The organism is Leptonema illini DSM 21528, assembly GCF_000243335.1.
GTDB classification, from domain to species: Bacteria; Spirochaetota; Leptospiria; order Leptospirales; family Leptonemataceae; genus Leptonema; species Leptonema illini.
Genome location: NZ_JH597773.1, coordinates 1715879 through 1737282, shown reverse-complemented (window position 1 = coordinate 1737282; position 21404 = coordinate 1715879). Strand labels below are relative to the sequence as shown.

Annotated in this window: 17 protein-coding genes; 6 read left to right on the top strand and 11 right to left on the bottom strand. The window is 54.5% G+C overall.

Annotation, left to right across the window (positions count from 1 at the left end; genetic code table 11):
• Positions 1–290: 290 nt before the first annotated feature.
• From LEPIL_RS23390 to LEPIL_RS07895, 3 genes are all read right to left on the bottom strand, one after another.
• A complete protein-coding gene (locus LEPIL_RS23390; protein WP_143464748.1) occupies positions 291–497 on the bottom strand; it encodes a hypothetical protein in 207 nt (68 codons plus the stop codon).
• A gap of 359 nt (positions 498–856) precedes the next feature.
• On the bottom strand, positions 857–2629 hold the full coding sequence (locus LEPIL_RS07900) for a sulfatase-like hydrolase/transferase (RefSeq protein ID WP_002771631.1): 1773 nt from the start codon (positions 2627–2629) through the stop codon (positions 857–859).
• Between the two features lie 12 nt (positions 2630–2641).
• The gene (locus LEPIL_RS07895) at positions 2642–3970 is read right to left on the bottom strand and encodes a radical SAM protein (RefSeq protein ID WP_002771629.1); all 1329 of its coding nucleotides are present in this window, start codon (positions 3968–3970) and stop codon (positions 2642–2644) included.
• Between the two features lie 84 nt (positions 3971–4054).
• On the opposite strand from LEPIL_RS07895, the gene LEPIL_RS07890 reads away from it, so the two are divergent.
• From LEPIL_RS07890 to LEPIL_RS07875, 4 genes are all read left to right on the top strand, one after another.
• Entirely contained in the window at positions 4055–4765 is a 711-nt protein-coding gene (locus LEPIL_RS07890; RefSeq protein ID WP_002771626.1) for a signal peptidase II, read from the top strand.
• 8 nt (positions 4766–4773) lie between these two features.
• Entirely contained in the window at positions 4774–5343 is a 570-nt protein-coding gene (locus tag LEPIL_RS07885) for an RNA polymerase sigma factor (protein WP_002771624.1), read from the top strand.
• On the top strand, positions 5333–6076 hold the full coding sequence (locus LEPIL_RS07880) for a hypothetical protein (protein ID WP_002771623.1): 744 nt from the start codon (positions 5333–5335) through the stop codon (positions 6074–6076). Before LEPIL_RS07885 ends, LEPIL_RS07880 begins: the two co-directional genes overlap by 11 nt.
• Before the next feature lie 187 nt (positions 6077–6263).
• Positions 6264–6623 carry a DMT family protein gene (locus LEPIL_RS07875; protein ID WP_211208682.1) on the top strand — a complete coding sequence of 120 codons (360 nt, stop codon included), beginning with the start codon at positions 6264–6266 and terminating at the stop codon, positions 6621–6623.
• Positions 6624–6670: 47 nt separating this feature from the next.
• Here the strand turns inward: LEPIL_RS07875 and LEPIL_RS07870 are convergent, their stop codons facing one another.
• From LEPIL_RS07870 to purS, 6 genes are read right to left on the bottom strand one after another with little or no spacing between them, the layout of a single operon-like run.
• Positions 6671–7957, bottom strand: a complete 1287-nt coding sequence (locus LEPIL_RS07870; RefSeq protein ID WP_002771621.1) for a hypothetical protein — start codon at positions 7955–7957, stop codon at positions 6671–6673.
• The gene (locus tag LEPIL_RS07865; RefSeq protein ID WP_002771619.1) at positions 7947–9419 is read right to left on the bottom strand and encodes an MBOAT family O-acyltransferase; all 1473 of its coding nucleotides are present in this window, start codon (positions 9417–9419) and stop codon (positions 7947–7949) included. The genes LEPIL_RS07870 and LEPIL_RS07865 overlap by 11 nt, the downstream gene beginning before the upstream one ends.
• Positions 9416–10624 (bottom strand): hypothetical protein, encoded by a 1209-nt coding sequence (locus LEPIL_RS07860; protein ID WP_002771617.1) that lies wholly within the window; start codon positions 10622–10624, stop codon positions 9416–9418. Before LEPIL_RS07860 ends, LEPIL_RS07865 begins: the two co-directional genes overlap by 4 nt.
• Entirely contained in the window at positions 10621–12720 is a 2100-nt protein-coding gene (gene nadE, locus LEPIL_RS07855) for an NAD(+) synthase (protein WP_002771615.1), read from the bottom strand. The genes LEPIL_RS07860 and nadE overlap by 4 nt, the downstream gene beginning before the upstream one ends.
• An 11-nt stretch (positions 12721–12731) precedes the next feature.
• Positions 12732–13406, bottom strand: coding sequence for a phosphoribosylformylglycinamidine synthase subunit PurQ (gene purQ, locus LEPIL_RS07850; protein WP_002771614.1), 675 nt, complete (start codon positions 13404–13406; stop codon positions 12732–12734).
• On the bottom strand, positions 13403–13660 hold the full coding sequence (purS, locus tag LEPIL_RS07845; protein ID WP_002771613.1) for a phosphoribosylformylglycinamidine synthase subunit PurS: 258 nt from the start codon (positions 13658–13660) through the stop codon (positions 13403–13405). The genes purQ and purS overlap by 4 nt, the downstream gene beginning before the upstream one ends.
• Positions 13661–13957: 297 nt before the next feature.
• Here purS and LEPIL_RS07840 point away from each other — a divergent pair, with 297 nt between their 5' ends.
• Entirely contained in the window at positions 13958–15307 is a 1350-nt protein-coding gene (locus LEPIL_RS07840) for an OmpP1/FadL family transporter (RefSeq protein WP_211208632.1), read from the top strand.
• A 183-nt stretch (positions 15308–15490) separates the two neighbouring features.
• Positions 15491–15991: a hypothetical protein gene (locus tag LEPIL_RS07835; protein ID WP_002771611.1), complete on the top strand. Its 501-nt coding sequence runs from the start codon at positions 15491–15493 to the stop codon at positions 15989–15991.
• A 160-nt stretch (positions 15992–16151) separates the two neighbouring features.
• Here LEPIL_RS07835 and greA read toward each other — a convergent pair whose 3' ends face one another.
• On the bottom strand, positions 16152–18917 hold the full coding sequence (gene greA / locus LEPIL_RS07830; RefSeq protein WP_002771610.1) for a transcription elongation factor GreA: 2766 nt from the start codon (positions 18915–18917) through the stop codon (positions 16152–16154).
• 382 nt (positions 18918–19299) lie between these two features.
• Positions 19300–21297, bottom strand: a complete 1998-nt coding sequence (gene ispG, locus LEPIL_RS07825; RefSeq protein WP_002771608.1) for a (E)-4-hydroxy-3-methylbut-2-enyl-diphosphate synthase — start codon at positions 21295–21297, stop codon at positions 19300–19302.
• Between the last annotated feature and the right edge of the window lie 107 nt (positions 21298–21404).

Here is a 21404-nt window from a genome sequence, read left to right as displayed (position 1 = left end):
ACGCTGCGAAAAGGAACGCGACCCTTCGCATTGAGGATGCGAATTCAGGGCATGTTGCTGCCGTCCTTGAACGGCTTTCCTTTTCTCAGTCTGCGGGCGGTATCGTCAGTAAAAACCCAGGTGGGATGAAAAAACGCCGGAGCGCCTTGAAGCCGCACGGAAGGCGGCATTTGTTGTGAAAACGATACCTGTCACCATTGATTGAGGCGGTAACAGAATTGCAAGAGTTTTTTCTTTCGAATATGGAAGGATCGTTATTTGAATATCAACTATTGTGATATCAGAGATCGTTAGTCTACTCGATCGTCGAGTCCTGTATAATCAAGAAGATCCTGGACGACGGCATCCAGCATCCACGGTGTATTGATCATGCGTCGCAAATTCCAGTATTTTGCCTTGTTGCGAGCCCGTCGTGCCATCTGTTCGAGTTTCAGGTTGGCCAGTAAATACTGGGCCTTCGCATCGGCATCGATCAGTGGACCGCGATCCTGGATCAAGGTCGTTGCGTGATCCCCCAGTTTTTTCCGGTTTTGAATGGGGAAATGCTCGATTTCATCTCTAACAGGCTGCTGAAAAAGTCCATCCGTGGACTTTTTCAGCTGACGGATTTTTGAGCTAAGCCCAAAAATCCTTACAAAATGGCCTTTTTGCAAAAAGGCCATTTTGGCAAAACATCCTGTTTTGCCTTAGCAGGCTGCTTTTTCAGCAGCCTGCTAACGAACCATATCAGGGAGCAGTGCTGACAGATATCCAGATCGATGTAGGTTTCAGGGAAGTGAAAACGACGCCTTTCATCAATAATCAGCCTCTAAGTTGCGCGCGTTTCTGGAATAGCCTGGAGTGGACAGGAATTCCGTCAATAAGAAAAGTCTGATTCTGTAAATCTGTCGCGATACGATCGAATGCCAGCAAGCAATCGTTCTGCCTCTGCCTGATCAGGCGTCATGAGAGCATACGGCCTCCACCGTCGATCTTTGATGACGGTCAGACCACCTCTTGCATCGACGGCGCCGATGATAGCCGAGCTTGTCATGCCGATAAACGGAGCATGATCACGAGCTAAAGGCGGCGATGTATGAGAGGCTTCGGCCAGGAGCAGATCCTTGAAATCGAAATGGGCGTAGAGCGAGGCATCGATGCGGCCCTGAAACTGTGGATGAAAGAAATACAGCGGAAGTATATATGTCGATCGTTCCGTTTCGTATCCTTTCATGCGTATGCCGTGATCGGCGACGATGACGATCAGCGTCTCATCGAGCAAGCCCCGCTTCTTCAGAGCTTCGGTGAAGGCTTCGACATAGTCGGAGTAATAGCGCACGGGATCGATTTGAAGCGCATCCATGTATTCCTGTGAATGGCCGTAGATGAACTCATGATACAGGAACGCTCGCTCATGAGCGGCGACGAAATCGACGAGACGCGGAAGCAGATAACGATCGTCGCAGCTGTGTTCGAATTCATACGGCGTCATACAGAGGAAGCCCTGTTTGCGTGCCCGATCGCGATCCGACTCGGTAAGGACGAAGCGCTCGCTCCACGGAAGATCGAAGACGACGGCCTCCTGTTCCGTCACGGCTGCCGAAAAGGCCGTTCCGTAACCGTATTCATTCATGCGATGGACAAGCGATCGTTCGCCTGAGAGAAAGGCGTAGCGAGCGACGTCGGCATCGCTGTAGGCTTCAAAGGGAACAAAGCGTCCCGAAAGCATGGCAAGCATGCCGGTGCGGCTGTCCATATTCGAAGCGATGATATTTGTATAACGATGCGACTGTTTTTTTATATGTGCAAACATCCGCTCGGGTTCGAGTCGCGACGTCCCTTCTTCAAGCGCCTTCAGGGTGACCGATTCCATGACAAAGACGACGATCTTTTTATACCGTAGCGTCTCAGGTTCGGGGCGATCCCAGGTATTGTAGGATGCGGGAGGTGATGCGGCGTCGATCGTCAATGACCGAGCTGAGAATGCCTCGTAGAGATCGACGGCGATATAGGCGACCGGTGAATCGATGGGAGCGGCTGCTATCTGCGTGCTGATCAGTCCGCCAAGCGCCATAAAAGCAGCGGCGCCTGCATGCCCTGGGCGCCCCGCATGGTACAGGGTATGATGCAAGAAAGAAGGCAATGACTCAATCTCGGCAAGGCGATTCGATACATAACGGGCGACAATATAGAGGATGATCAGGGACGAGATAAGCAGCAGCCATCCAGTGAAGGGCAGTACGTCGGTGAAGAAGTAAAGCAGTTGAAAGGAATCCGTATCAAGAAGCGAGTACCGGCGCCATGTGGCCTCGGCGAAAAAGAAGAAGAAGGCGAAGTGAAGAACAAAGGCAGAGAGAAAGAAGGCATTAAAGAGAATAGAGAAGAGAGAGTGCAGTGAGAAACGATGAGAAACAAAGGAAAGATGCTCGCTCCAAGTCAGGCGCTGCAACACGAAAGAGAACACAAAAGAAAACACAAAAAAGAACAGGAGAATCGTCGAGAAGACGGTCACCTCGAATCCCCAGCCGAGCAACATTTGACCGATCGACCTGGCCGGGATCAGATAAAGTCGGTAAGCGAGAAAGAAGAGCAGGGCGCCGACAGTCAGCGTTACGCGGAAGACCGCTGATCGCTTGAGCATATCGGGCATAGCGCCTGACCGTCAGGCCCGCCCTTCGTAACCGATGACGTCCATGAAGGCGCTGACCGAGAAGACGGCCTGGCCCGGACCCGGAGGGCCGTATCCCGGAGGCGTCGGAAGTTTATACTTCTCGAAGATGCGCTTCCATTCGCTGAGCAGCTCAAGGAAATACACAAGAGGCGGCTTCTCCTGCTTTTCAAGCGTCGAAAGCGTCGTATACGGCTCGGGACACCACGTCGTAAAGCGCGGCACCACTCCGTGGCTCATGAAGAAATCCAGGCCTTCTGCCGTCGACTTCACGGCCTCGGCGACGGTTTTGAAACCATAAGGCTTCGACAGTTCGACCCCGCCGACGAAGTTGGGAATCACATGCGACGGCCCGAAGACGTCCACCGACTCGACGATGCGACGAATCCAGTTCTCCCGTCCGATGAAGCGAGTTTTGCCGGGACAGAGCTTCGTGAATAACTCCGGATCCCAGACTTCGTAATTCGGATGATAGACCTTGATGCCTGCCTCTTTGAAGCGCAGAAGATCGGCCTTTTCCCAGGCCTGCACGACCATCTTGCCCATCCATCGGCCCGGGAAGCGTTCTTCGATGGCTCGGATGTACTGAAAATAGAAATCCGTCTCGCCTTTTTTCTGTAAGTCGGTGACGACCGATCCGCCTGTGATTGTATAACACTCGGCGACCGTATCTTCTTTATCGATGAACGACAGGACTTCGAGAATCTCTTCTATGCTCTTGATGCCCGTGTATGGCCGACCCTGCAGGCGCTGCTGTCGCCAGTTATGATTGATGTCGCAGAAGGCGCATTCTTCGTCCTTACCGAAATACTGGCAGTTACGAAAGACGGTTAAATAGATCAGGTAGCCCCATTCGATGACGGGAGCGATCTCGCCCGGCGATTTGCCCGACGACGTCGTATGTCGGTACCATGCAGGCACGGGCGGGAAGTCGACGTCGGCCAGGAACTGGTCGCCGAGAAAGAGCGCCGGACCGCGATCTGTCGTCGAAACCCTGTAGGGCGACGACGGATCGATGCGCACAGAAACGACGGTTTTTGCAAGCGAGAACGGCCCTCCGCTGAGTCGAATCTCTTCTGGCGCTCTGAAGCGAATCTCTTCGGATTGTTCGGCCAGAGGCACGTGGTCGAAGGTGAAGATGAAGTAATCCTTGGTCTTGAACTCGATGCCCGACAATGCCTTGCCGTCAAAGCTCAGGCCCAGACGCAGAATATCCTGCTTCAGAATGGCCTCGAATGGCAGGTTTGTGTAGCGGCGCTCGAAACTCTGCAGATCGGCGATGGTCGTATGAGGTGCGGGGGATTGTGCTTGAGCCGTGGACATCAGAACCAGAAAAGCTTGAAAAGCACCACCGGAAAGCAGATTTCCCGACTTGACCGCCCGCTTTGCTCGTGGATCTTTGCACCGATGGCGTTCGTTAAAAAACTCTTTACCTTCTCAAGACCCTTTCTATCGGTCTTTCCGCCGCTCTGGCTTGCCACCTTCGCCCTGCTTGTTACCATCGATCTCGTTTCCAAGAAAATCGTTACCGATCATCTGAACTTTAACCTCACGCATCATCAGTTGATGAACGCCGCCGATGCGCCTCTGCATGCGCTTGTTGACGCTATGCCCGACATTCCCATCCTCGGGGAGGGCGGCGATCTGATTCGTTTTCGCCTCGTCTTCAATGATCGCTTTGTTTTCGGTTCGGGCCCGGTCGCTCCGGTCGCCGGTATCTATCTGACCGCTTTTGCCATCCTCTTTCTTTTCTTCTACCGCTGGAAGAACGAGGCCTCGGGGCATTCTGCCGCCTGGCTGCTTGTCTTCTCGGGAGCGGTGGGCAATCTGATCGATAAGCTCTTTGTGAAGTCGGTGGCGACGCGGGAGTGGGTGTTCTCGCCCGGCGGTCCGCAATCCGGCCATGTAAGCGGAGTCGTGGACTTTGTCGAATGCATCTGGTTCGGATGGTCGCAGTTTGACGGCATCTGGGGCCTCAGCTGGCTTGCCTGGCCGTCCTGGCCGACGTTTAACGTCGCCGATAGCCTCATTGTCATAGGAATCGGCCTGCTCATACTCACGATGTACACAGAAGAGAGGCGAGCGCATCAGGCCTCTCGTCGAAAACAGGAAGCCTGACATTCTCTATGAGTCCGGATGAGCAGAAAATCCTGCTGGAGCGTATCGGCCGGGGCGAAACGCGGGCCTTTGTAGAGCTCGTGCAGCCTTTTCGTGAGCGGCTCTTTCGCAAGGCATGCTCCATGCTTGGCTCGCCCGATGACGCCGAAGACGCCTTACAGGACGCTCTTCTTACCTCGTTTCGCGGAATCGATCGCTTTCGCGGCGAGGCAAGTATTTATACATGGCTGTATAGAATCCTTGTGAACCGTTGTACCGACGTTTTGCGCAAGCGATCGACCGATCAGGTCGACTATGTGGATCCGTCGACCTTCGATGTAGAAGATCTTTCTGATCTTCAGAAAAATCATGAACTTTCCGATCATACGGCCTATCTAATCCAACAGATTCGGTCGCTGGATGCACGCTTCCGTGAACTGCTCTGGATGAGATACTTCGACGAACTTTCTTACGAAGAGATCGCACGTGTGAAGAATTTGAAGGTCGGTACCGTGAAGAGTCGCTTGTTTAAGGCAAGAGAGCTTCTTAAAAGGCGCATCTTTCAGGACGAAAAAGGGAGAAATCTGCTTGGATCGTGAGAATGAAATCCTTCTGCATGAACCGGAGCGCATCAGTGCGCAGGCTTCGCTTTCGGCAGAGGCAAAGATGCATCGCGATCTTCACCTGCTTCTTGAAAAGGCAGGTCGGGAGCCGAAGAATCGAGCTCCGGCGTTAAGCGCCGATTTCAACGATACGCTGCTCGCCAGGCTTGATCAGGCGATCAAGAACCCATCCGCACTGCCTCCACTGAATGATGCTGATTTTCTGCCGATCGCCTCAGCGGGCGATGCCGGCGAGGGCTTCTTGCGCAGCCGAACGCTCTGGCAGGCCAGTGCCGCGGTGCTCGTTGCCGTCGGTATCGGCATCGGCTCGTTTCAATACATGCAGAGATCTGAAATTCCATCAGCAAATGCAAAGACGGCAGAAGAGTCCCCCACAGGAAAGGCCATCACAGAAGAACAGAAGCTGGCAACGCCGGCCGGTCTGGCAGAATCAGGCGTAAAACCCGGTGCAGTCTCGCCAGATGCTACCGCACCGGGTGTATCCGCACCCGAGACGCCCGGTGCACTCGCCGCTCCTTCGCCTGAGGCCGCCCGTCACCGCGACATGTGGGATGAAGAGACGGCCGATCCTGAGGCCGACCTGAAGGCTCGCATCCAGGCAGAGCGAAATCCGGCGAGGCGTAAAGAGCTACAGAAGCAGCTGCTTCAGATCTACGAATCGACCGGCCAGACCGAAAAAGCCGCCGCGCTGCGTGCGCAGATCCAGTAATCCGATTAGCATGAGCCGGATCTCTTCTTAAGAAGAGCCGGTCCTGAACCCGCTCTTGAACTCTCTCCTGAGTTTCAGGAGAGAGTCTTCCTTTGTTGCAGAATCAATTCTGGGATGAGTTCTGAGTCGACGCCCCGATCGATTTACCATAGCTGGCTCGTATATGGAATCAAGTATGAGCCGGGGGCTGACCTCCATCCTTCTTCTTATCGCGTCGAACTCTTTCATGACGCTTGCCTGGTACGGGCATCTTAAATTCAAAGAGTACGGACGTCTGGCCGATCTCGGTCTCTGGGCCGTGATACTTATCAGCTGGGGCATCGCCCTTTTTGAGTATATGCTGCAGGTGCCGGCCAACCGCATCGGTTATACGGGCTACGGCGGGCCGTTTACGCTTGTTCAGTTAAAGGTACTTCAGGAGGCGATCACGCTTTCCGTTTTTGTCGGGTTCAGCGTCATCTTTTTCAAGGATCAGTACTTCACGACCAATCACCTGATCGGATTCGTCTTTCTCATACTGGCCGTTTATTTCATCTTTCGCCGCTGACGCTCAGCCAGAGATTCGTTGCCGATGTTTTGCAAGTCACGGACGGCTTACAGTCCGATCGTGGTGAAGGCCATCGCCGGCTTTAACCATACAAGACGCACGGCAAGCAGCAACAGGAAGACAACGCTCAACAGGAATAACCCGTGTGATCGCATGTTCGGAATCCGATCACGCAAAAGCGCCATGATGGGAATGCTTAGCGTGAACATGCGATTGACGTTATCAAAGGTGGCCCAGTACTCCACAACAGAGAAGACTGAGAGAGCTGCTGTAAAGACCAGCGGCGAGAAAAGAGCGGCAGTCGGCAGACTTCTAATATAGAAGAAAGTGGAGACCATGATCAGCAGATAGAGCAGGTTCAGATACTTCGACATCTCTCGTGCAGCGCCCTTTATCGAGGCGAAGGCTTCGCCATTCAGACTCTGGAAGAAACCGACCATCGGACCGCCCAGTTTTGCGTCGTAGTGAACGGGATTAGAGCCCGGATGCGTTTCCAGCAGACGAACGACGGCCATCCAGGCGAGAAAAACGAGAACGGGCAGAGCGGCGAGTATGACTCCACGCAGCGACTTGCGGTAAAGAAAAAGCAGCCCGATCGGAGCCAGAGCAAATAGAGCGGTGTCGCGAATCGTGACCAGAAAGCAGAGAAGCAAAGTGGCTCCGATCGTCCAGCGAGAGCGGTAGTCGGTGCGGTCTTCGCCGTCGGCCGAGAACCTGAATCCGCCTTTTTCAAGCATGGAAAGGCCGAGTACGGCGACGGCTACCATGAGTGAATCAGACACAAGAAGCAGCGAAGAGTTATACGAGAAAGGCGAGAAAAGAAAGAACAGCGCCAGATACCTGTTCTTCTCAGAAAGCATCGAGCGAAGAGAAAGAAAGGCGAGAATTTGTAAGAGTTGTAGAATGGCAAAGGCAATGAGCCCATAACTCTGCCAGCCGAGCAGGGAGGCCGGCAGGCCGACAAGAAGACTCATGCCGATGCGACCCATGCGCATGCGATAGGTATCAAGAACGGGCTCGTCAAAAGAAGGATCAAAGAGATCCCGTGCGATCAGGTAAAAGAACTGGCCGTCGTAGCCCGAATCCTTGAATACTACGATGCCTTCAAAGGTCGCTCCGGGGTTCAGGTCGATGAATTGCTGCTCCATGCCGATCAGAGCCGACATCCGGTAACCATAGGGAGCGATGCGAGCGGCGGTGAGCAGGATTACCACGATCAGAAAAAGCGCGATCGGGGCAAAAGGGCTCGAACGATTGAGGCGATGCGTGGCGCGATCAAGGATCGGCCGAAGCAGAGTCGACAGCGACGCGGCGAGGCTTCTCTCAGAACGCAAAGTAAATCACCTCTTTGCCGAATTGCCCGCGTAGAACGATGAGAAAGAAGATGGTAACGGGAACAAGCACACGTACCCAGAGCGCGCGCTCGACTAACCAGTCGTCTGACTTGAAAAGTCGACTCATGCCGTCGAGCAACAGGACGGGGAAAATGATCTCCAGAACTCGCGGCGTGTAGCGGCTGAGCTCGTAGGCGCTTGTGTTCATGCCGGTATGATCCCAGTACTGCATGGCTCCCTGAAAGAAGGCGAATACCTGCGCCATATCATAGGCCCTGAAGATCAAGCCGGTAATTGAGATGAGAAGCGTATTGAGAATAAGGCCGGCCAATCCGGCGGCGATACCGGGCTCGTCATCATCGGATCGAAGCAGACGATAGGCGATGACGGAAAGTCCGCTTACTCCGCCCCAGATGATATAGGTCCAGTTTGCACCGTGCCACAATCCAGAGACGAGATAGACTATCATGATATTGCGAAGATTCATCCATTTCGAAACGCGACTGCCGCCAAGAGGTCGGTACACATAATCGGTAAACCAGCGGATCAACGTCGTATGCCAGCGTCGCCAGAACTCGGCGGGGTTCGTCGCAAAGAAAGGCTGTAAGAAGTTGCGCGTGAGTGGGATGCCGAGCAGCTGTGAGGCGCCGAGAGCAATGAACGAGTAGCCGGCGAAGTCGCAGTAGATCTGAATCATGAAGGCAAATCCCGTAAGCAGTATCTGACCGGCGCCGAACTCCGAAGCAAAATCGGGCTGACTCAAGTAATACGCTCTGTTGCCAAAAACCCCGTCGACGAGCGGAGCAAGATTGTCGGCGATGACAACTTTCATGAAGAAGCCGTGAAGAAGATTCCAGACGGCCTTCTCTGCAAGTTCGATATCGATCGAACGCTCTTTCTTGAGAGCGGTGAGAAGATCCTCGGCCCGTTCGATCGGGCCGGCGACAAGCTGAGGAAAATACACGACAAAAAGAGCGAAATCGGGAAGATTCTTCTCGGCGCCGATGCGACGACGGTAGACGTCTATCGTATAGGCGCTGGCCTGAAACGTAAAGAAACTGATGCCCACAGGTAAAATCAGATTGGCAATGATGAATTGACTGCCGCCTTCAGGCGCAATGCCGACCGCTTTCAAAAGCAGGAAGAGTTCCCCGGAGAAGAAATTGAAATACTTGAAGAAACCGAGCAGCGCAAAATTGCCGATCAGCGAGACGATCAGTTGCCTGCGGCGAAGTCGCTCGTTCTCTGTATGCTCAATCCATAAAGAGAAGAAATAGTTCCACAGGGTCGAAAAGAGAACAAGGCCGAGGAAGATCCAATCCCAGGAGCCGTAGAATATGTATGAGGCAACGAGCAATAGAGCATTCTGACCTCGCAAACGCCATCGAAACGCCTGCATTGTCCAGTAACCGGCCAGTACGATAAGAAAAAATAACAGAAAGCTGAGCGAGTTAAAAATCACCTGTGCTGCTCCAGAAAGCCTTCGCGAATAGAAGGGAAGATGCGCCGGAAGTCGTTATTCAGTTCGGCTGCACCGTAGCAGCTCAAGTGGAACGGATCAATATAGCTGGTTTCGGGATAACTCAAAGTCGGGAATTGCACATAACCGGTTCCATCGTATCTGGAAAGCACACCCTGAATCGTCTGGCGCAACAGCGGAACCTGCCGGGCCTGACTGACACGTTCGGGAAGTGGCAGTTCGAGAAAAACGATCTTGATCCCCTGAGACGATGCGAAGGCGACGAGTTCTTCGAGCGTATCGGTCTGCACAGTCATATTCTCTGTATTCAATCCGTCTGCCATGCCTTTCATGGCCGTATCGCGAGTGAGAAAGAGCCCGACGCGGCCGCTGGGTGATGTGAGATCATCAAGGTTAAAGGCGCCGCCGAAATTGCGAATCGACTGTTCTACAAGGGCCGTGCTATCGCGAGGCTGAAGTCGATCGTAGCAGATGCCTTTGTGAATGGCGTCACAGCTCTCACATCCCTCAATATTTCCGTCACGTCCTGGATTCTGGACCATGCCGAGAATCGTCGTCCGTAAGAAGTACGTGCGATAGAGGAACGGCGCCCCTTCATAGGCCTGAACGAGGCGATCCATGCCGCTGAATATGCGAATGGAATCCGTATAGCCGAGAAAGTGCAGGCGACCGTTGCGAAAGACCGGAGCAAAGAGTTCCGGTCGTAGGGCAGGTTGCAGGCCGCCTGGTTTGCCCTGGAACAGAGGGGCATCCAGCCTCCTTGAGAAAAACTGTGAAGCTGCCTGTAGCGGAGTGGCACCGTCATTATACTTGAGATCGGTTGCCGGTCGCTCAGGCGAGGCAAGCAATGCATGCTGGTGTGGCGCAAGCAAGATCAGATCGGGCTTGCGACCCGTGCTCAGGTAACGCTTCAGCAGTACCGTGTAGTAGCGGTTACCCATGCCGGGAGCGCTGAAATTATAAAAGGACAATCCCTCTTCTGGAGGGCGTAAAGCCATAGAACGGGAGTCGCCGAGAACGATGACGCGATAGTTCTCGGTTCCTTCGCGCAGTTCGACGCCCTTTCGGTGAAGATAGTATTCCTGTGGATCGGCATATTCGTAAACAGGCAGAAGCCGAACGATGACCTCGACAAGGACGATGACGGAGGCGATGCTCATCAGAGCAAAAGCAGATCGACGTTTCATATAATGTTTTTACCGGCATCCTCTTCTATTTTTGCGCTGAGCACGGGAAAACGCAGGTAACTGCGCGGATCGACGTTATACGTATCGATGTGAAACGAAACGGCGAATCGCTCTCGCTTCCATTGACTGCTTCTCCAGAGTTGAAAGAAGCGCGAAACGGCCTGCTTTAATTCGTCAGGGGTGAAATGTTCCGCCGCCGTCGTCCAGCGAGCCTGGCCGGCCTCTTTTTCGGCAAGCAGCATGCTCAGAATACCCGATGGCGGCATGAGATCCTGAAGGGCCAGGCGTTCGATACGTTCGAGTAGAGCATAGGGCATCAGATCCTTTTCGTCGGTCTGCTTCGCCTCAAGCGGTCGCAGCTCGGCGGTCGGTTGCTGTGCATTGATATACGAAAGCGAGGGGATCGGTCCGAATTCATCGCCGGTTTCTTCCATATGTTTGAGCCAGCGCAGCAGGAATGCCTTATCGATGCCGGCGATGGGAGCGAGTCCGCCTGACGTATCGCCGTCCATCGTGCAGTAACCGACGGAGCTTTCGCTGCGGTTTCCGGTGGCGATCAGGATGCTGCCCGTCGTATTGGCGATCATCCAGACAAGAGGGCTGCGAGCCCGTGCCTGGATATTCTGTAAGGCGAGATCATCGGTCTGCCAGGTCAGGGGGCGTTCAAGCACGCCTTCGACGAGACCTCTTGATCGGTCGACCATATCCTGAATGTCGATGCGATGATGGTTTGTGCCTAACGCAGCGGCGACCTCAGCGGCGGCGCTTTCTGTCGTCTCAGAACTCTGCGCGGTGGCCTGGTAGATCGTATGCAGCATCGCCTTCGTCGCTTCTCCCGGTGAAGAAACGGGCAGGCCGGCTTTCACAAAGAAATGATCGCCGAGCTCGGACGTTCCGCGGCGGATCATGCGTTCGACAAGCAGAGCACAGGCTGCCGAATCGGCTCCGCCCGAAAGCGAGATCGTATAACCGCGCGAAGCCGTCTTGCGCATATAGTCATAGAGGCCGAGCGTTTCAGCGTGTAAGAACTCGTTAAAGCGAACCGCATCGGTATCGATCGCTTCGCCCTGTCTCGATGGCTGCGTGTCGTCGATAATCGTCTTTATTTCGATTGTATAACCAGGAATAGAAGAACTTCTGCGAGAGGCGTCTTCTGATCGAGCGAACGAAGCATCTCTGCCGAAGCCGGGAGCGCTTGATGAGCGATCAATCTTTATCACGGGTAGAGCGCCGCCATCGTCGGGCATCTCTTCTTTTCGCGAATAGATACGCTGTCTGCGCTGCCGCATGCCGCTCAGCGATACGGTAAGCTGACTGATACAGGCATCCTGAAACGAAAAGCGATGGGATTCATGCAAGATCGTTCCGCCTGACGCTGCAATGCGGGAACCGTCGTAGATGGACCGGCCTGCTTCGTTACCGAGAAGGTTAACGGTCGCATACAGGCAGTGATACTCGCGCGAAGACGCTTCAACGATAGATTTACGGATGTCGTATTTGCCGAAGCCGAAATGAGAAGCCGCCGGATTCAGAATCAGATCGACCGAAGCCCCGGCAAGCGCGATTGCCGGCCGGCCTGCAACCCAGGCGTCCTCACAGATCTCGACGCCGAGACGCAGATCGCCGTATTCAATAACGGCCGGCCCGAAATAAGCTCCGTCGAGCGCCGTCTCTTCTGAGGCGATGAATTCTCCCTTTGCCGATTGAAAGGCGCGAAACCAGCGCGGCTCATAATGCAGCCCCTCGCCGGCAAGATGCTGTTTGGGGATCAGCGCCACCACACGACCGCGATGAAGCAGGGCCATGCAGTTATACAGAAGTCCGTTCTGCCGAAAGGGAAGGCCGACCACAATCAATGCATCGAGACGGGCCGTATCTTTTGCAAGCGTTAACAATGCCTTCAGGGCGCCGTCGACCAGATAGGGCATGTAAAAGGCGTCTTCGCAGCCGTATCCGGTAAGGGAGAGTTCGGGAAAGCAGATCACCTGACGCTCGTCGCCGGCAAGCCTGACGGCGTTCTTTATACGCTCCAGATTGCCGCGCAGATCAAGTGGAGTCTGGTTGACCGTGATCAGGCTGAGCGACAGATCAGGCATGCAATCTCCCTTCAGACGGCGACGGCTAACGTTTTCAGGTAGGCTTCAAGAATCGCCCGTCCGTCCGTCTTGCCGTTACGCTGATCGGTCGCTCGCTCCGGATGAGGCATCATACCGAGAACGCGTCCGTTTTCAGAAAGGATTCCGGCGATATCGTTGATGGAGCCGTTAGGGTTATTCAGATAGCGCAGGGCGACGCGGCCTTCGCCTTCAAGTCGCTTGAGCGTCTCGTCGTCGGCGCGAAAGTTTCCCTCGGAGTGAGAGACGGGGATTCGATACTGGCCTTTCAGGTCTTGAAAAAGAGGGCTGTTGCCTGCCACAAGCGTCACATCTTTCGCAAGATGCAGCAGTCCTCTGTTGCGGATCAGCGCACCGGGAAGAAGTCTTGCTTCGCAGAGGATTTGAAAACCGTTGCAGATACCGAGAACGGCTCCGCCGCGCTGCGCATGAGCGACGACGGATTGCATGGCCGGCGAGAAGCGTGCAATGGCGCCGCAACGCAGATAATCCCCATAAGAGAATCCGCCCGGCACGACAAGCAGGTCGTAGGAGCGTTCGTCGGCAATGGGGCGATCGTGCCAGAGCAGGTCGGTTTTGAAATCGAAGAAGTCTCGCAGCACCGTATGGATGTCGCGGTCACAGTTAGAGCCGGGGAAGGTGACGATTCCCGCTCTGAGAGCGCTCACTTCGCCGCTCCCTGCAAGAGGTCAAAGCGATAGGTTTCGATGACCTGATTCACAAGCAGCCCGTTGCAATAGGATTCGATCTCTTGGCGGGCCTCAGCCTCGTTTGCGCTGTTCAGCTTCACCTCGATGTATTTACCGATGCGCACGTCCTGCACGTTCTTGTGGCCCATGTGGTGCAGCGAGCCAAGCACGGCCTGTCCCTGTGGGTCAAGCACGGATTCTTTAAGGGTAACATAAATGCGGGCTTCAAACATACTGCAATGTTTCGCCGGTCCACTCAGTGGAAAACTCTTTTTCGGGTTGGCCGGACATCGAGTAAGTAGTCAGTGTTCGATCGACGGTTCAGCATGGAGGCGTCCGTGATTGAGCGTTGAACCGATGGGACATGCAGAGCAGGAGTGGCGCGTGCCTCGGTTTCAAGGAAACGGCCTGTCATGCATATTTTGTATTCGTAAATCTTTATTTGTTTGACCTCGGGAGGCCTCTCCCGGAATTGAGATATGGTCTCAATCTCTTTTGTCCGCCAGCTTCGCGTAGCCGCTCTCTTGGTCATGCTTTCCATTCCGCTAATCTTACCCGCATCGCTGCATGCCTTTCACGGGCTTTTTTTGCCGGCCTACGGGGCGCGACAGGCAGGATTGGGTGGCGCCTCGCTGGCGCTGGGCGGCTCGGTGATGGATCTGCAGAACAATCCGTCGGGCCTGGCCTTGCTCGATGAGGGGCTGTTTGAGGCCGGAATCGCCCTCAATCGAGCGTCGATCACGTATAATGACCGCACCTACTTTCCTGGTGAGAACGTCTATTTCGAGAACCACAACCGATTTAACCCCGTCTCTCCGCTGCCCTACATGGGCTATGCGACTCCGGTCGGCGATCGCTTCGCCTTTGGTATGGCGCTGTATGCTCAGGGAGGCGGAGGCGCTGAGATCGACGGCATCTACCGTCGGGCCGCTGCAGAGACGACCTCAAGCGGAGGCGTGAGTCCGTCGGCCTATGTATCTGAAGATCTGAAATTCCGTTTCGTGCATGCGAAGCTTACGATGGGTGGGGCCGCCTCCTTTGGACGTCTTCGCGTCGGTCTTGCCGTCGATCTCTCGTACGGGACGAATCGTCTGGATCGCACGCTTACCGTGCTTCCGGGTGTCGGTGCCGCAATAGAAGAGAATAATCCGCTGAGCTATATCCAGGCTCCGGGAGGCTTTCATTATCGCAGTCGTCCGGCTTATGCGCCATCCGGCAAGATAGGATTCAGCTACGACTTCAATGAAAGCTGGTCTGTTTCGTATGCCTATACGGCCGATTCGCAGCTTGAGCTGGACGGCATGATGCGCGCCGATTCGACCGACGCTATGCGCCAGGGAAGCTCTCGCGTCGAACGCACACTTGCCTGGCCCGATCGTCATAGCGCCGGCATCGCCTATAGAGGCAGCGCCGTTACCGTCGCCTTTGATCTGCATTATATACCGTGGTCGCGACATTTTGATCGCATGACCTTCCAGATGGATCGACCGATGGTCGGCACTCCGCTCGGGCCGGTGTCTCCGGCGTTAGTCTGGAACCTTCGCTGGAAAGACCAGGTCGTTGGGGCTATCGGCCTGGAATACCGGGTGGACAATCTCGCGTATCGAATCGGAACAAGCTACGGTAAGACGCCCATCCCCGCCGAAGGGTTAAGCCCGTTTCTCGGATCGACGACCGAGTATCATTTTTCTGTCGGATTGGGTTATACGCGAGGGCGGGGATCGTTAGATGTCGCCTTTGAATACGCCCCTGGCCGGATGATTAAAGGATCGCCTTTATCTGACTGGGCGATCTCGCGTCAGGTACAGGGAGCGGCCTTTCAGTTTGAGAGAAGCACCTCTACGAAAGGGCTGTATATCGGAATGCGTTATAAGATATAAGGCCTGCGGGCCTCTAACAGGCTGCTGAAAAAGCAGCCTGTTATGGCAAAATAGGATGTTTTGCCAAAATGGCCTTTTTGGAAAAAGGCCATTTTGTAAGGATTTTTGGGCTTAGCTCAAAAATCCGTCAGCTGAAAAAGTCCACGGATGGCCTTTTTCAGCAGCTTGCTAAAGGAAATAGGGATGAAAGAAAACGAATCGATTTTCAAAAGATTGGGACCGCTCTTCTTCGGTCTCTGGATCGTAACGACAGTAATGCTTGTCGGGCTGTTCCTGATGGGACGCATGAGCTTTTCGTCTCTGGAAGACGGACGCCGGGTCGTCGAGGTATCGGCCTCTGATAAGGTACTGATTCTGACCGAGATGCGGGAGCTGCTTTTTGCCCTGAACCGTATGCACGGCGCTCTGGCCGTCGGCGATCAGCAGGCTGCGGCTGATGCCGCCGAATCGGTGGGTATGGGGATGGTGGAATCGCTCGCTGAGCGTGAGGCCTCTTTAATCGCCAAGCTTCCGATAGAAATGAAAAAGCTGGGATTCTCGACTCACGAGAATTTCGACGACATCGCAAAGAAGCTGCGCGATAACCCGGGCATGGATCAACGTACGATCTCGGCCGAGATCAAGACGTTAACAGACAAATGCGTCGCCTGTCACGCAGCCTATCGCATCGAGGCTACGTATTAAGAAGGCCACGTATTAAGAGCGCGTCTCGGAGCGGGCCCAGGTGATTCAGTATTCGCCGATTGTGTTACAGAAAAACGCTCCGCGCCGCAGTGCAAAAAAAGCCGCCTCTTCAGGCGGCTTTTTTTCGGGCTCTTCTGTTTGAGGCCTTGGCCTTCACGCATCAGAGACCCTTTTCAATGCGATCAATCTTAAAGCTCTGACCGCCTTCAAGCGTGGCCGTATCGCCGACCGATTTACCGATGAGCGATTTGCCGAGCGGCGAGACGTACGAGATAACGCCTTTATCGGTGTCGGCATCCCACGGGCCGAGAATGCTGTAGATCAGCTTTTCGCCCTTGCCGTCCGTAACCGAGACCTTGCTGCCGATCGTTACGATATCGGTGCGGATCGACGTGGACTCGATGATCTTCGCCTTTTTCAGCTCAGCATCAACACGCGTGATCTCGGCCTGCAGGCTTGATTGGCGCTCCAGTGCCGCCTTGTATTCGGCGTTTTCTCTAAGGTCACCCTTTTCCTGGGCCGCTCCAATATCGCGGGAGTTCTCGGGAAGCTCGACGTTCACCAGATGATTGAAGTGATTGCGCAGCTTCTCAAGACCGGCAGGCGAAACGAGAATAACGTCGGCAGGCGGAAGAAGGTCCACCGGACGCTCTTCGATCTCTTCGTCGATCTCGTCGCGGGCGGACGTGAAATCCGGACGCACCGTGCTCAAGAAGGCGTCGAAGTTATCCTTGTGGGCGTCGGGAACGTAGGGCACTTCTCGAAAGAGGGCCGACATGCGTCGCAGTGAGGCGGGCTGAGCCGTTTTCACGATCTCTTCCAGCGGCGTGCCCATCAGATCGTCGGCGACGATGTTCGTCGTGCCGAAGATGTCGCGAAGCAGCTGGTTCTTGAGTCGGTTGCCTTTCTCTTCGATGCGGCTGAGCGGTTTCAGAAGGCGGAACATCTGAAGCATCGTATCTTCGCGATTCATCTCCATCCACGGATGGTTCCACTGACCGGCGAGAATGGATCGGGCCGCCCACAGGAAGACCTCGGGATAATCCTGATAACGACGGAAGGCGGCCTGAACGAAAGAACGCAGAATCTCGGTTTCATTGCGATGGTTCAGCTCGTTCAGAATATAGCGATGCGCCTTGATCGGAGTTTCGAATAGTAGCTGCTTGAGGATCTCGGCGAAGTCCGGGCGACCTTTGATGAGAAGCTGCACCAGGCGTTCTTTGAACTCGAGATGATCGATCGATTCGCTGATGCGCAGGATGGCCGGAATATCAGAGGCCTTGAGGATCTCGATCAGATCGGCGTCGGAGTGGCGGCTCTGAATGCGTCCATCCGGATAACGCGATCTGTACTTGGCAAGATAGAAGAAGCACTGAAAGCGCATGGCCGGATCGCGCGTCTTGCGTTCCTCTTCGTAGAAGAACTGAGCGCAGGATGTGGCGGCATTGGCCGATTCCGGCTCGCGAAGCGCTTCGAGGGCGATCTCAAGTTTCTTGTTCCAGTCTTTCGTCTTGTGGAAGCGGTCGTCGAGTTCGTCGTTATACGAGATTTCCTGCTTGTGCAGAATGAGCTCGTCGCGTTTCTGCGGATTGAACCCAAACAGCGAATCCTTTTTGAGAGTTGTGCGCGTTTTGTTCCACCAGCTCGACCAGTCTTTCGCTTTGAGAAATCCCAGGCGATCGATAACTTCGGATTTGATGTCGGCGAGAACGATCTTATGGTTATACGACTCAAGCAGAAGGCGAAAGAATCCGCGAATGTCGTTTTGAAAAAGATCGGTCACCTCGTCTGGGTTCGTGAACCACTTCACCCAGATATGCGAGGGCTCCATCGGCTGCAGGCTTGAGATGGCCATCTCAAGCGTCATCTTCTGGCCTTCGTTGCCTTTGAAGTCGATGACGATGGCCGTCGGATCGATGCTTGCGATCTTGCCGACGCCGCGCGTGCGGTGATAAACGAAGTTACCCGTATCGAATACGATGTTACGCTCGAAGGAGGCGATACATGTATTCACCGGCTTCTTCACATTCGTGATTTCAGAGATACGCAGGAACTCATTGAGAAGCGAATGTCCGCCGTACTTCTGCTTGTAGGCGCGGACCAGATCGGATCGCGCTTTATTTGAAGAGGGCTCGTGAATCAGGATCTTTTTAAGAAGCAGGATCACCGTATCCCAGTCTTCAAGCTGGCGATAGACCTCGACCAGGCTGGCGAAGTAGGCGGCGATGCGCGTCTTTTCACGGTAGCCCGAAAGGATGCGCTCTATCTTTTCGAAGAACGGGATGTCGTCAGAGAATCGATCGACAAGCGTGCTCCAGATCTCTTCGAGTTTGGCGTAGTCACGAAGACGGGCATAGCTTTCAGCGGCCTGTTTGAGATAATGACCGGCGCGATCGGCGTCGTCTTCAAGAATGAGCATGCCGTAACGGCGGGCGACGTCGGGATCGGGGTTCTGCTCGTCCATCGAAGCGAGCTTTTCAAGATAGGGGCGAACTTCTTTTTTTCCGCGAAGGCGCTCGACGGCCTCCACCATGGAATGAAGCGCTGCGCGATGCTCGGCGTTATCTTTAAGAATACGTTCAGCGATTGCTTCTACGATTGGCCAGCGCGCCGTCTTCTGGAAGTCTTTCATCAGATCGACGATAAGGTATTCGGCGTCGGTATTGCCGGCTTTCAATCCGTCAAGGCCGAGGATCAGACGTGACAGGACGGAACGCGGATTTTCCTGAAGATTTTCGGCCAGAACCTTACGAACAGATTCATCGGCTGAGCTCGAAACCTCGTCGGCGAGCTCCTCCATCTGCTTGATGCGATTGAGCTGATAGGAGGTAAGATCCTTGATCAGCTTCTCTTCATTGATCTGGGCGACGACCTTCGAATAGAGTGGATTGGAGCGTACGTCAGATTCGGCCGTCTGGTTGGTCATAGAGTAAAACCTTCCCAATATATTTGGATAGGTACAGCTTTCCAGCAAAACCGACTGCGGTCAACCTTTTTCGGTCAGTGGTGGTCAGGCGAAGCGCAGCGCGCAAGAACGATGGCCAGTTCGGAGCAATAAATCAATAAACCACTGAGGTACACAGAGGGCACGGAGAAGGGAGAAGAGTGAAAGGCAGACGTTGGGTGCGGCTCTCACTGCGTCGCATTTCCGGAGTAAATCCTCTGAATTTTCAGCTCCTTTCGATAGGATCAGGGTTGCCTTCAAACAACCGATTCTCTCCGTGATCTCTCTTACTCTGAGGTTCACCGACTCTTTATTCCAGGTTCCTTTGAGCAACGGCATTCTCGCTGACAGCGATAGAAGTCAATCACGGGTCCTGCCACATGCCCGATTCACGAATCAGAGCGATCAATTCCTGCGTGGCGATCTCGGAGTCTATGTTCTTGCGAATCACCTCTTTGCCTCTGTAGAGGTTGATCTTTCCAGGCGCCGAACCCACATAGCCGAAGTCGGCATCGGCCATTTCGCCGGGGCCGTTGACGATGCATCCCATAACGGCGATTTTCACGCCTTTCAGATGACCGGTGACTTCTTTGATGCGAGCCGTCGTTGACTGAAGATCAAAGAGCGTTCTTCCGCAAGAAGGGCAGCTGATAAACTCCGTCTTTGTGATGCGCAGTCGAGTGGCCTGCAAGATATCGAGAACGGTCTGATAGGCGATGTCAGAGCGCATGGTCGGACCGATCGCCAGAACGTCGCCTATGCCCGAAAGCAGAAGGGCTCCAGCCTCTGAGGGCATACGAAAAAGTGCGTCATCGTCGTCGGCAGGCGTATAATACAGCATAAACGGAGCGGCCCTGCGATTTTGATTCAGGCATTCCGTAAGCCAGCGATACGGATAAACAGGATTTGCTCCCGTTTCAAGGGCAAGAACAAGACAGGGGATAACAGAAAGACGTTCCGCCTCTGACTGCAAGGTAACCGGGCTCATCCGATCAATGTTAACGCGAACAAAGACAGGATGTTTGATCGTACTCAGCTTATGCAACAGAGTGGAATCGATACGACTCGCTTCGATCAAGAGACCGCAGTCTTCGGGAATCTCTGCCGTATCATCGCTCCACATGATCACAGGAAGCGAGGCCCGCTCTCCGTTACCGAAGAACTGTGGAAAGCGTCGTCGAGCCGACGCTTCGTCGTTTACGAAAAGATAGTCCGGCGGATTTTTCAGGAATGCCTCGAGGGCGGCGTTAAGCGCAGGCCCGTCAAGATCAAGCGGCATGGGAGCGGCCGCCCGGACCGGACGCGAAGCTCCGCAATCGAGAGGGGCGATGCCGGCCGTTGTTGTGCTACGTCGCTGGATGCGATACGGAGAGCGAAGGCTTTCGTTCTCGGCCTTTGCCTGAATGGTCCAGTTCTGCTGTTCGACCATCGTCGCTCTGAGGATCTCGCGAGCGGCCGGAATCTCATAAACGGCATCTTCGGTGAGCGAGACGCGAATCGTGTCGCCGATGCCGTCAAGCAGAAGCGAGCCGATGCCGATCGCCGATTTGATACGACCGTCACGCCCGTCCCCCGCTTCAGTTACGCCCAGATGAAGCGGATAATCCATCTTCTCTTTACGAAAGCGTTCTACAAGCATGCGATACGCCTGGATCATCACATGCGGATTCGACGCCTTCATCGAAACGACCATATCGCGAAAGTCGTAGAGCTCGGCGATTTTCAGGAATTCTATGGCCGACTCGACCATTCCTTCAGGCGTGTCGCCGTATCGGTTCATGATGCGATCGGAAAGCGAGCCGTGATTGACGCCGATGCGCAGCGCACGACCGAGCTCTTTTGCGCGAAGCACCAGAGGCTTGAAGCTGTCATGAATACGTTCGAGCTCTTTCACGTATTCGTCGTCGGTATATTCGATCTGTTCAAAGCGTTTCGTATCGGCGAAGTTACCCGGATTGATGCGCACCTTCTCGACGTATTCAACGGCGATCATGGCCGCCCGCGGAGAGAAATGTATGTCGGCGACAAGAGGCCCCGTATAACCCTTTTCGTTGAGCCGAGAGCGGATCACCTCGAGGTTCTTCGCCTCTTTCGGGCCTTGCGCCGTCAGGCGAACGAGCTCGGCTCCGGCGTCGAACAGGGCGATCGCCTCGGCGACAACGGCGTCGGTATCGCACGTATCGGATGTCGTCATCGACTGGATGCGCACGGGGTTTGCGCCGCCGATGCCGATCGCACCCGCCTTCACCTCGCGAGTCTGTCGCCTCTGATACAGGAAGGGACTGTCGGTATAGTCTCCTCGCGGAACGAAGGTATCGAGAAAGGAGCGGTAGAAGGAGAGCAGCTTTCCGGTCGATGGCATAGGTCCAGAAAAGCGAAGCGAAAGCCGGGGAAAATCAAAAAAAGTATGATGGCGTGCGGCGACGCCTCACTGTAAACACCCCCGGAAAACAGGCTGCTCCGGGGAAT

Excerpts from the sequence above, each read along its gene's own strand:
- LEPIL_RS07900 (WP_002771631.1), bottom strand. The coding sequence starts at position 2,629 with ATGCCCGATATGCTCAAGCGATCAGCGGTCTTCCGCGTAACGCTGACT.
- LEPIL_RS07895 (WP_002771629.1), bottom strand. The coding sequence starts at position 3,970 with ATGTCCACGGCTCAAGCACAATCCCCCGCACCTCATACGACCATCGCC.
- LEPIL_RS07890 (WP_002771626.1), top strand. The coding sequence starts at position 4,055 with ATGGCGTTCGTTAAAAAACTCTTTACCTTCTCAAGACCCTTTCTATCG.
- LEPIL_RS07885 (WP_002771624.1), top strand. The coding sequence starts at position 4,774 with ATGAGTCCGGATGAGCAGAAAATCCTGCTGGAGCGTATCGGCCGGGGC.
- LEPIL_RS07860 (WP_002771617.1), bottom strand. The coding sequence starts at position 10,624 with ATGAAACGTCGATCTGCTTTTGCTCTGATGAGCATCGCCTCCGTCATC.
- nadE (WP_002771615.1), bottom strand. The coding sequence starts at position 12,720 with ATGCCTGATCTGTCGCTCAGCCTGATCACGGTCAACCAGACTCCACTT.
- purS (WP_002771613.1), bottom strand. The coding sequence starts at position 13,660 with ATGTTTGAAGCCCGCATTTATGTTACCCTTAAAGAATCCGTGCTTGAC.
- LEPIL_RS07840 (WP_211208632.1), top strand. The coding sequence starts at position 13,958 with ATGCTTTCCATTCCGCTAATCTTACCCGCATCGCTGCATGCCTTTCAC.
- LEPIL_RS07835 (WP_002771611.1), top strand. The coding sequence starts at position 15,491 with ATGAAAGAAAACGAATCGATTTTCAAAAGATTGGGACCGCTCTTCTTC.
- greA (WP_002771610.1), bottom strand. The coding sequence starts at position 18,917 with ATGACCAACCAGACGGCCGAATCTGACGTACGCTCCAATCCACTCTAT.
- ispG (WP_002771608.1), bottom strand. The coding sequence starts at position 21,297 with ATGCCATCGACCGGAAAGCTGCTCTCCTTCTACCGCTCCTTTCTCGAT.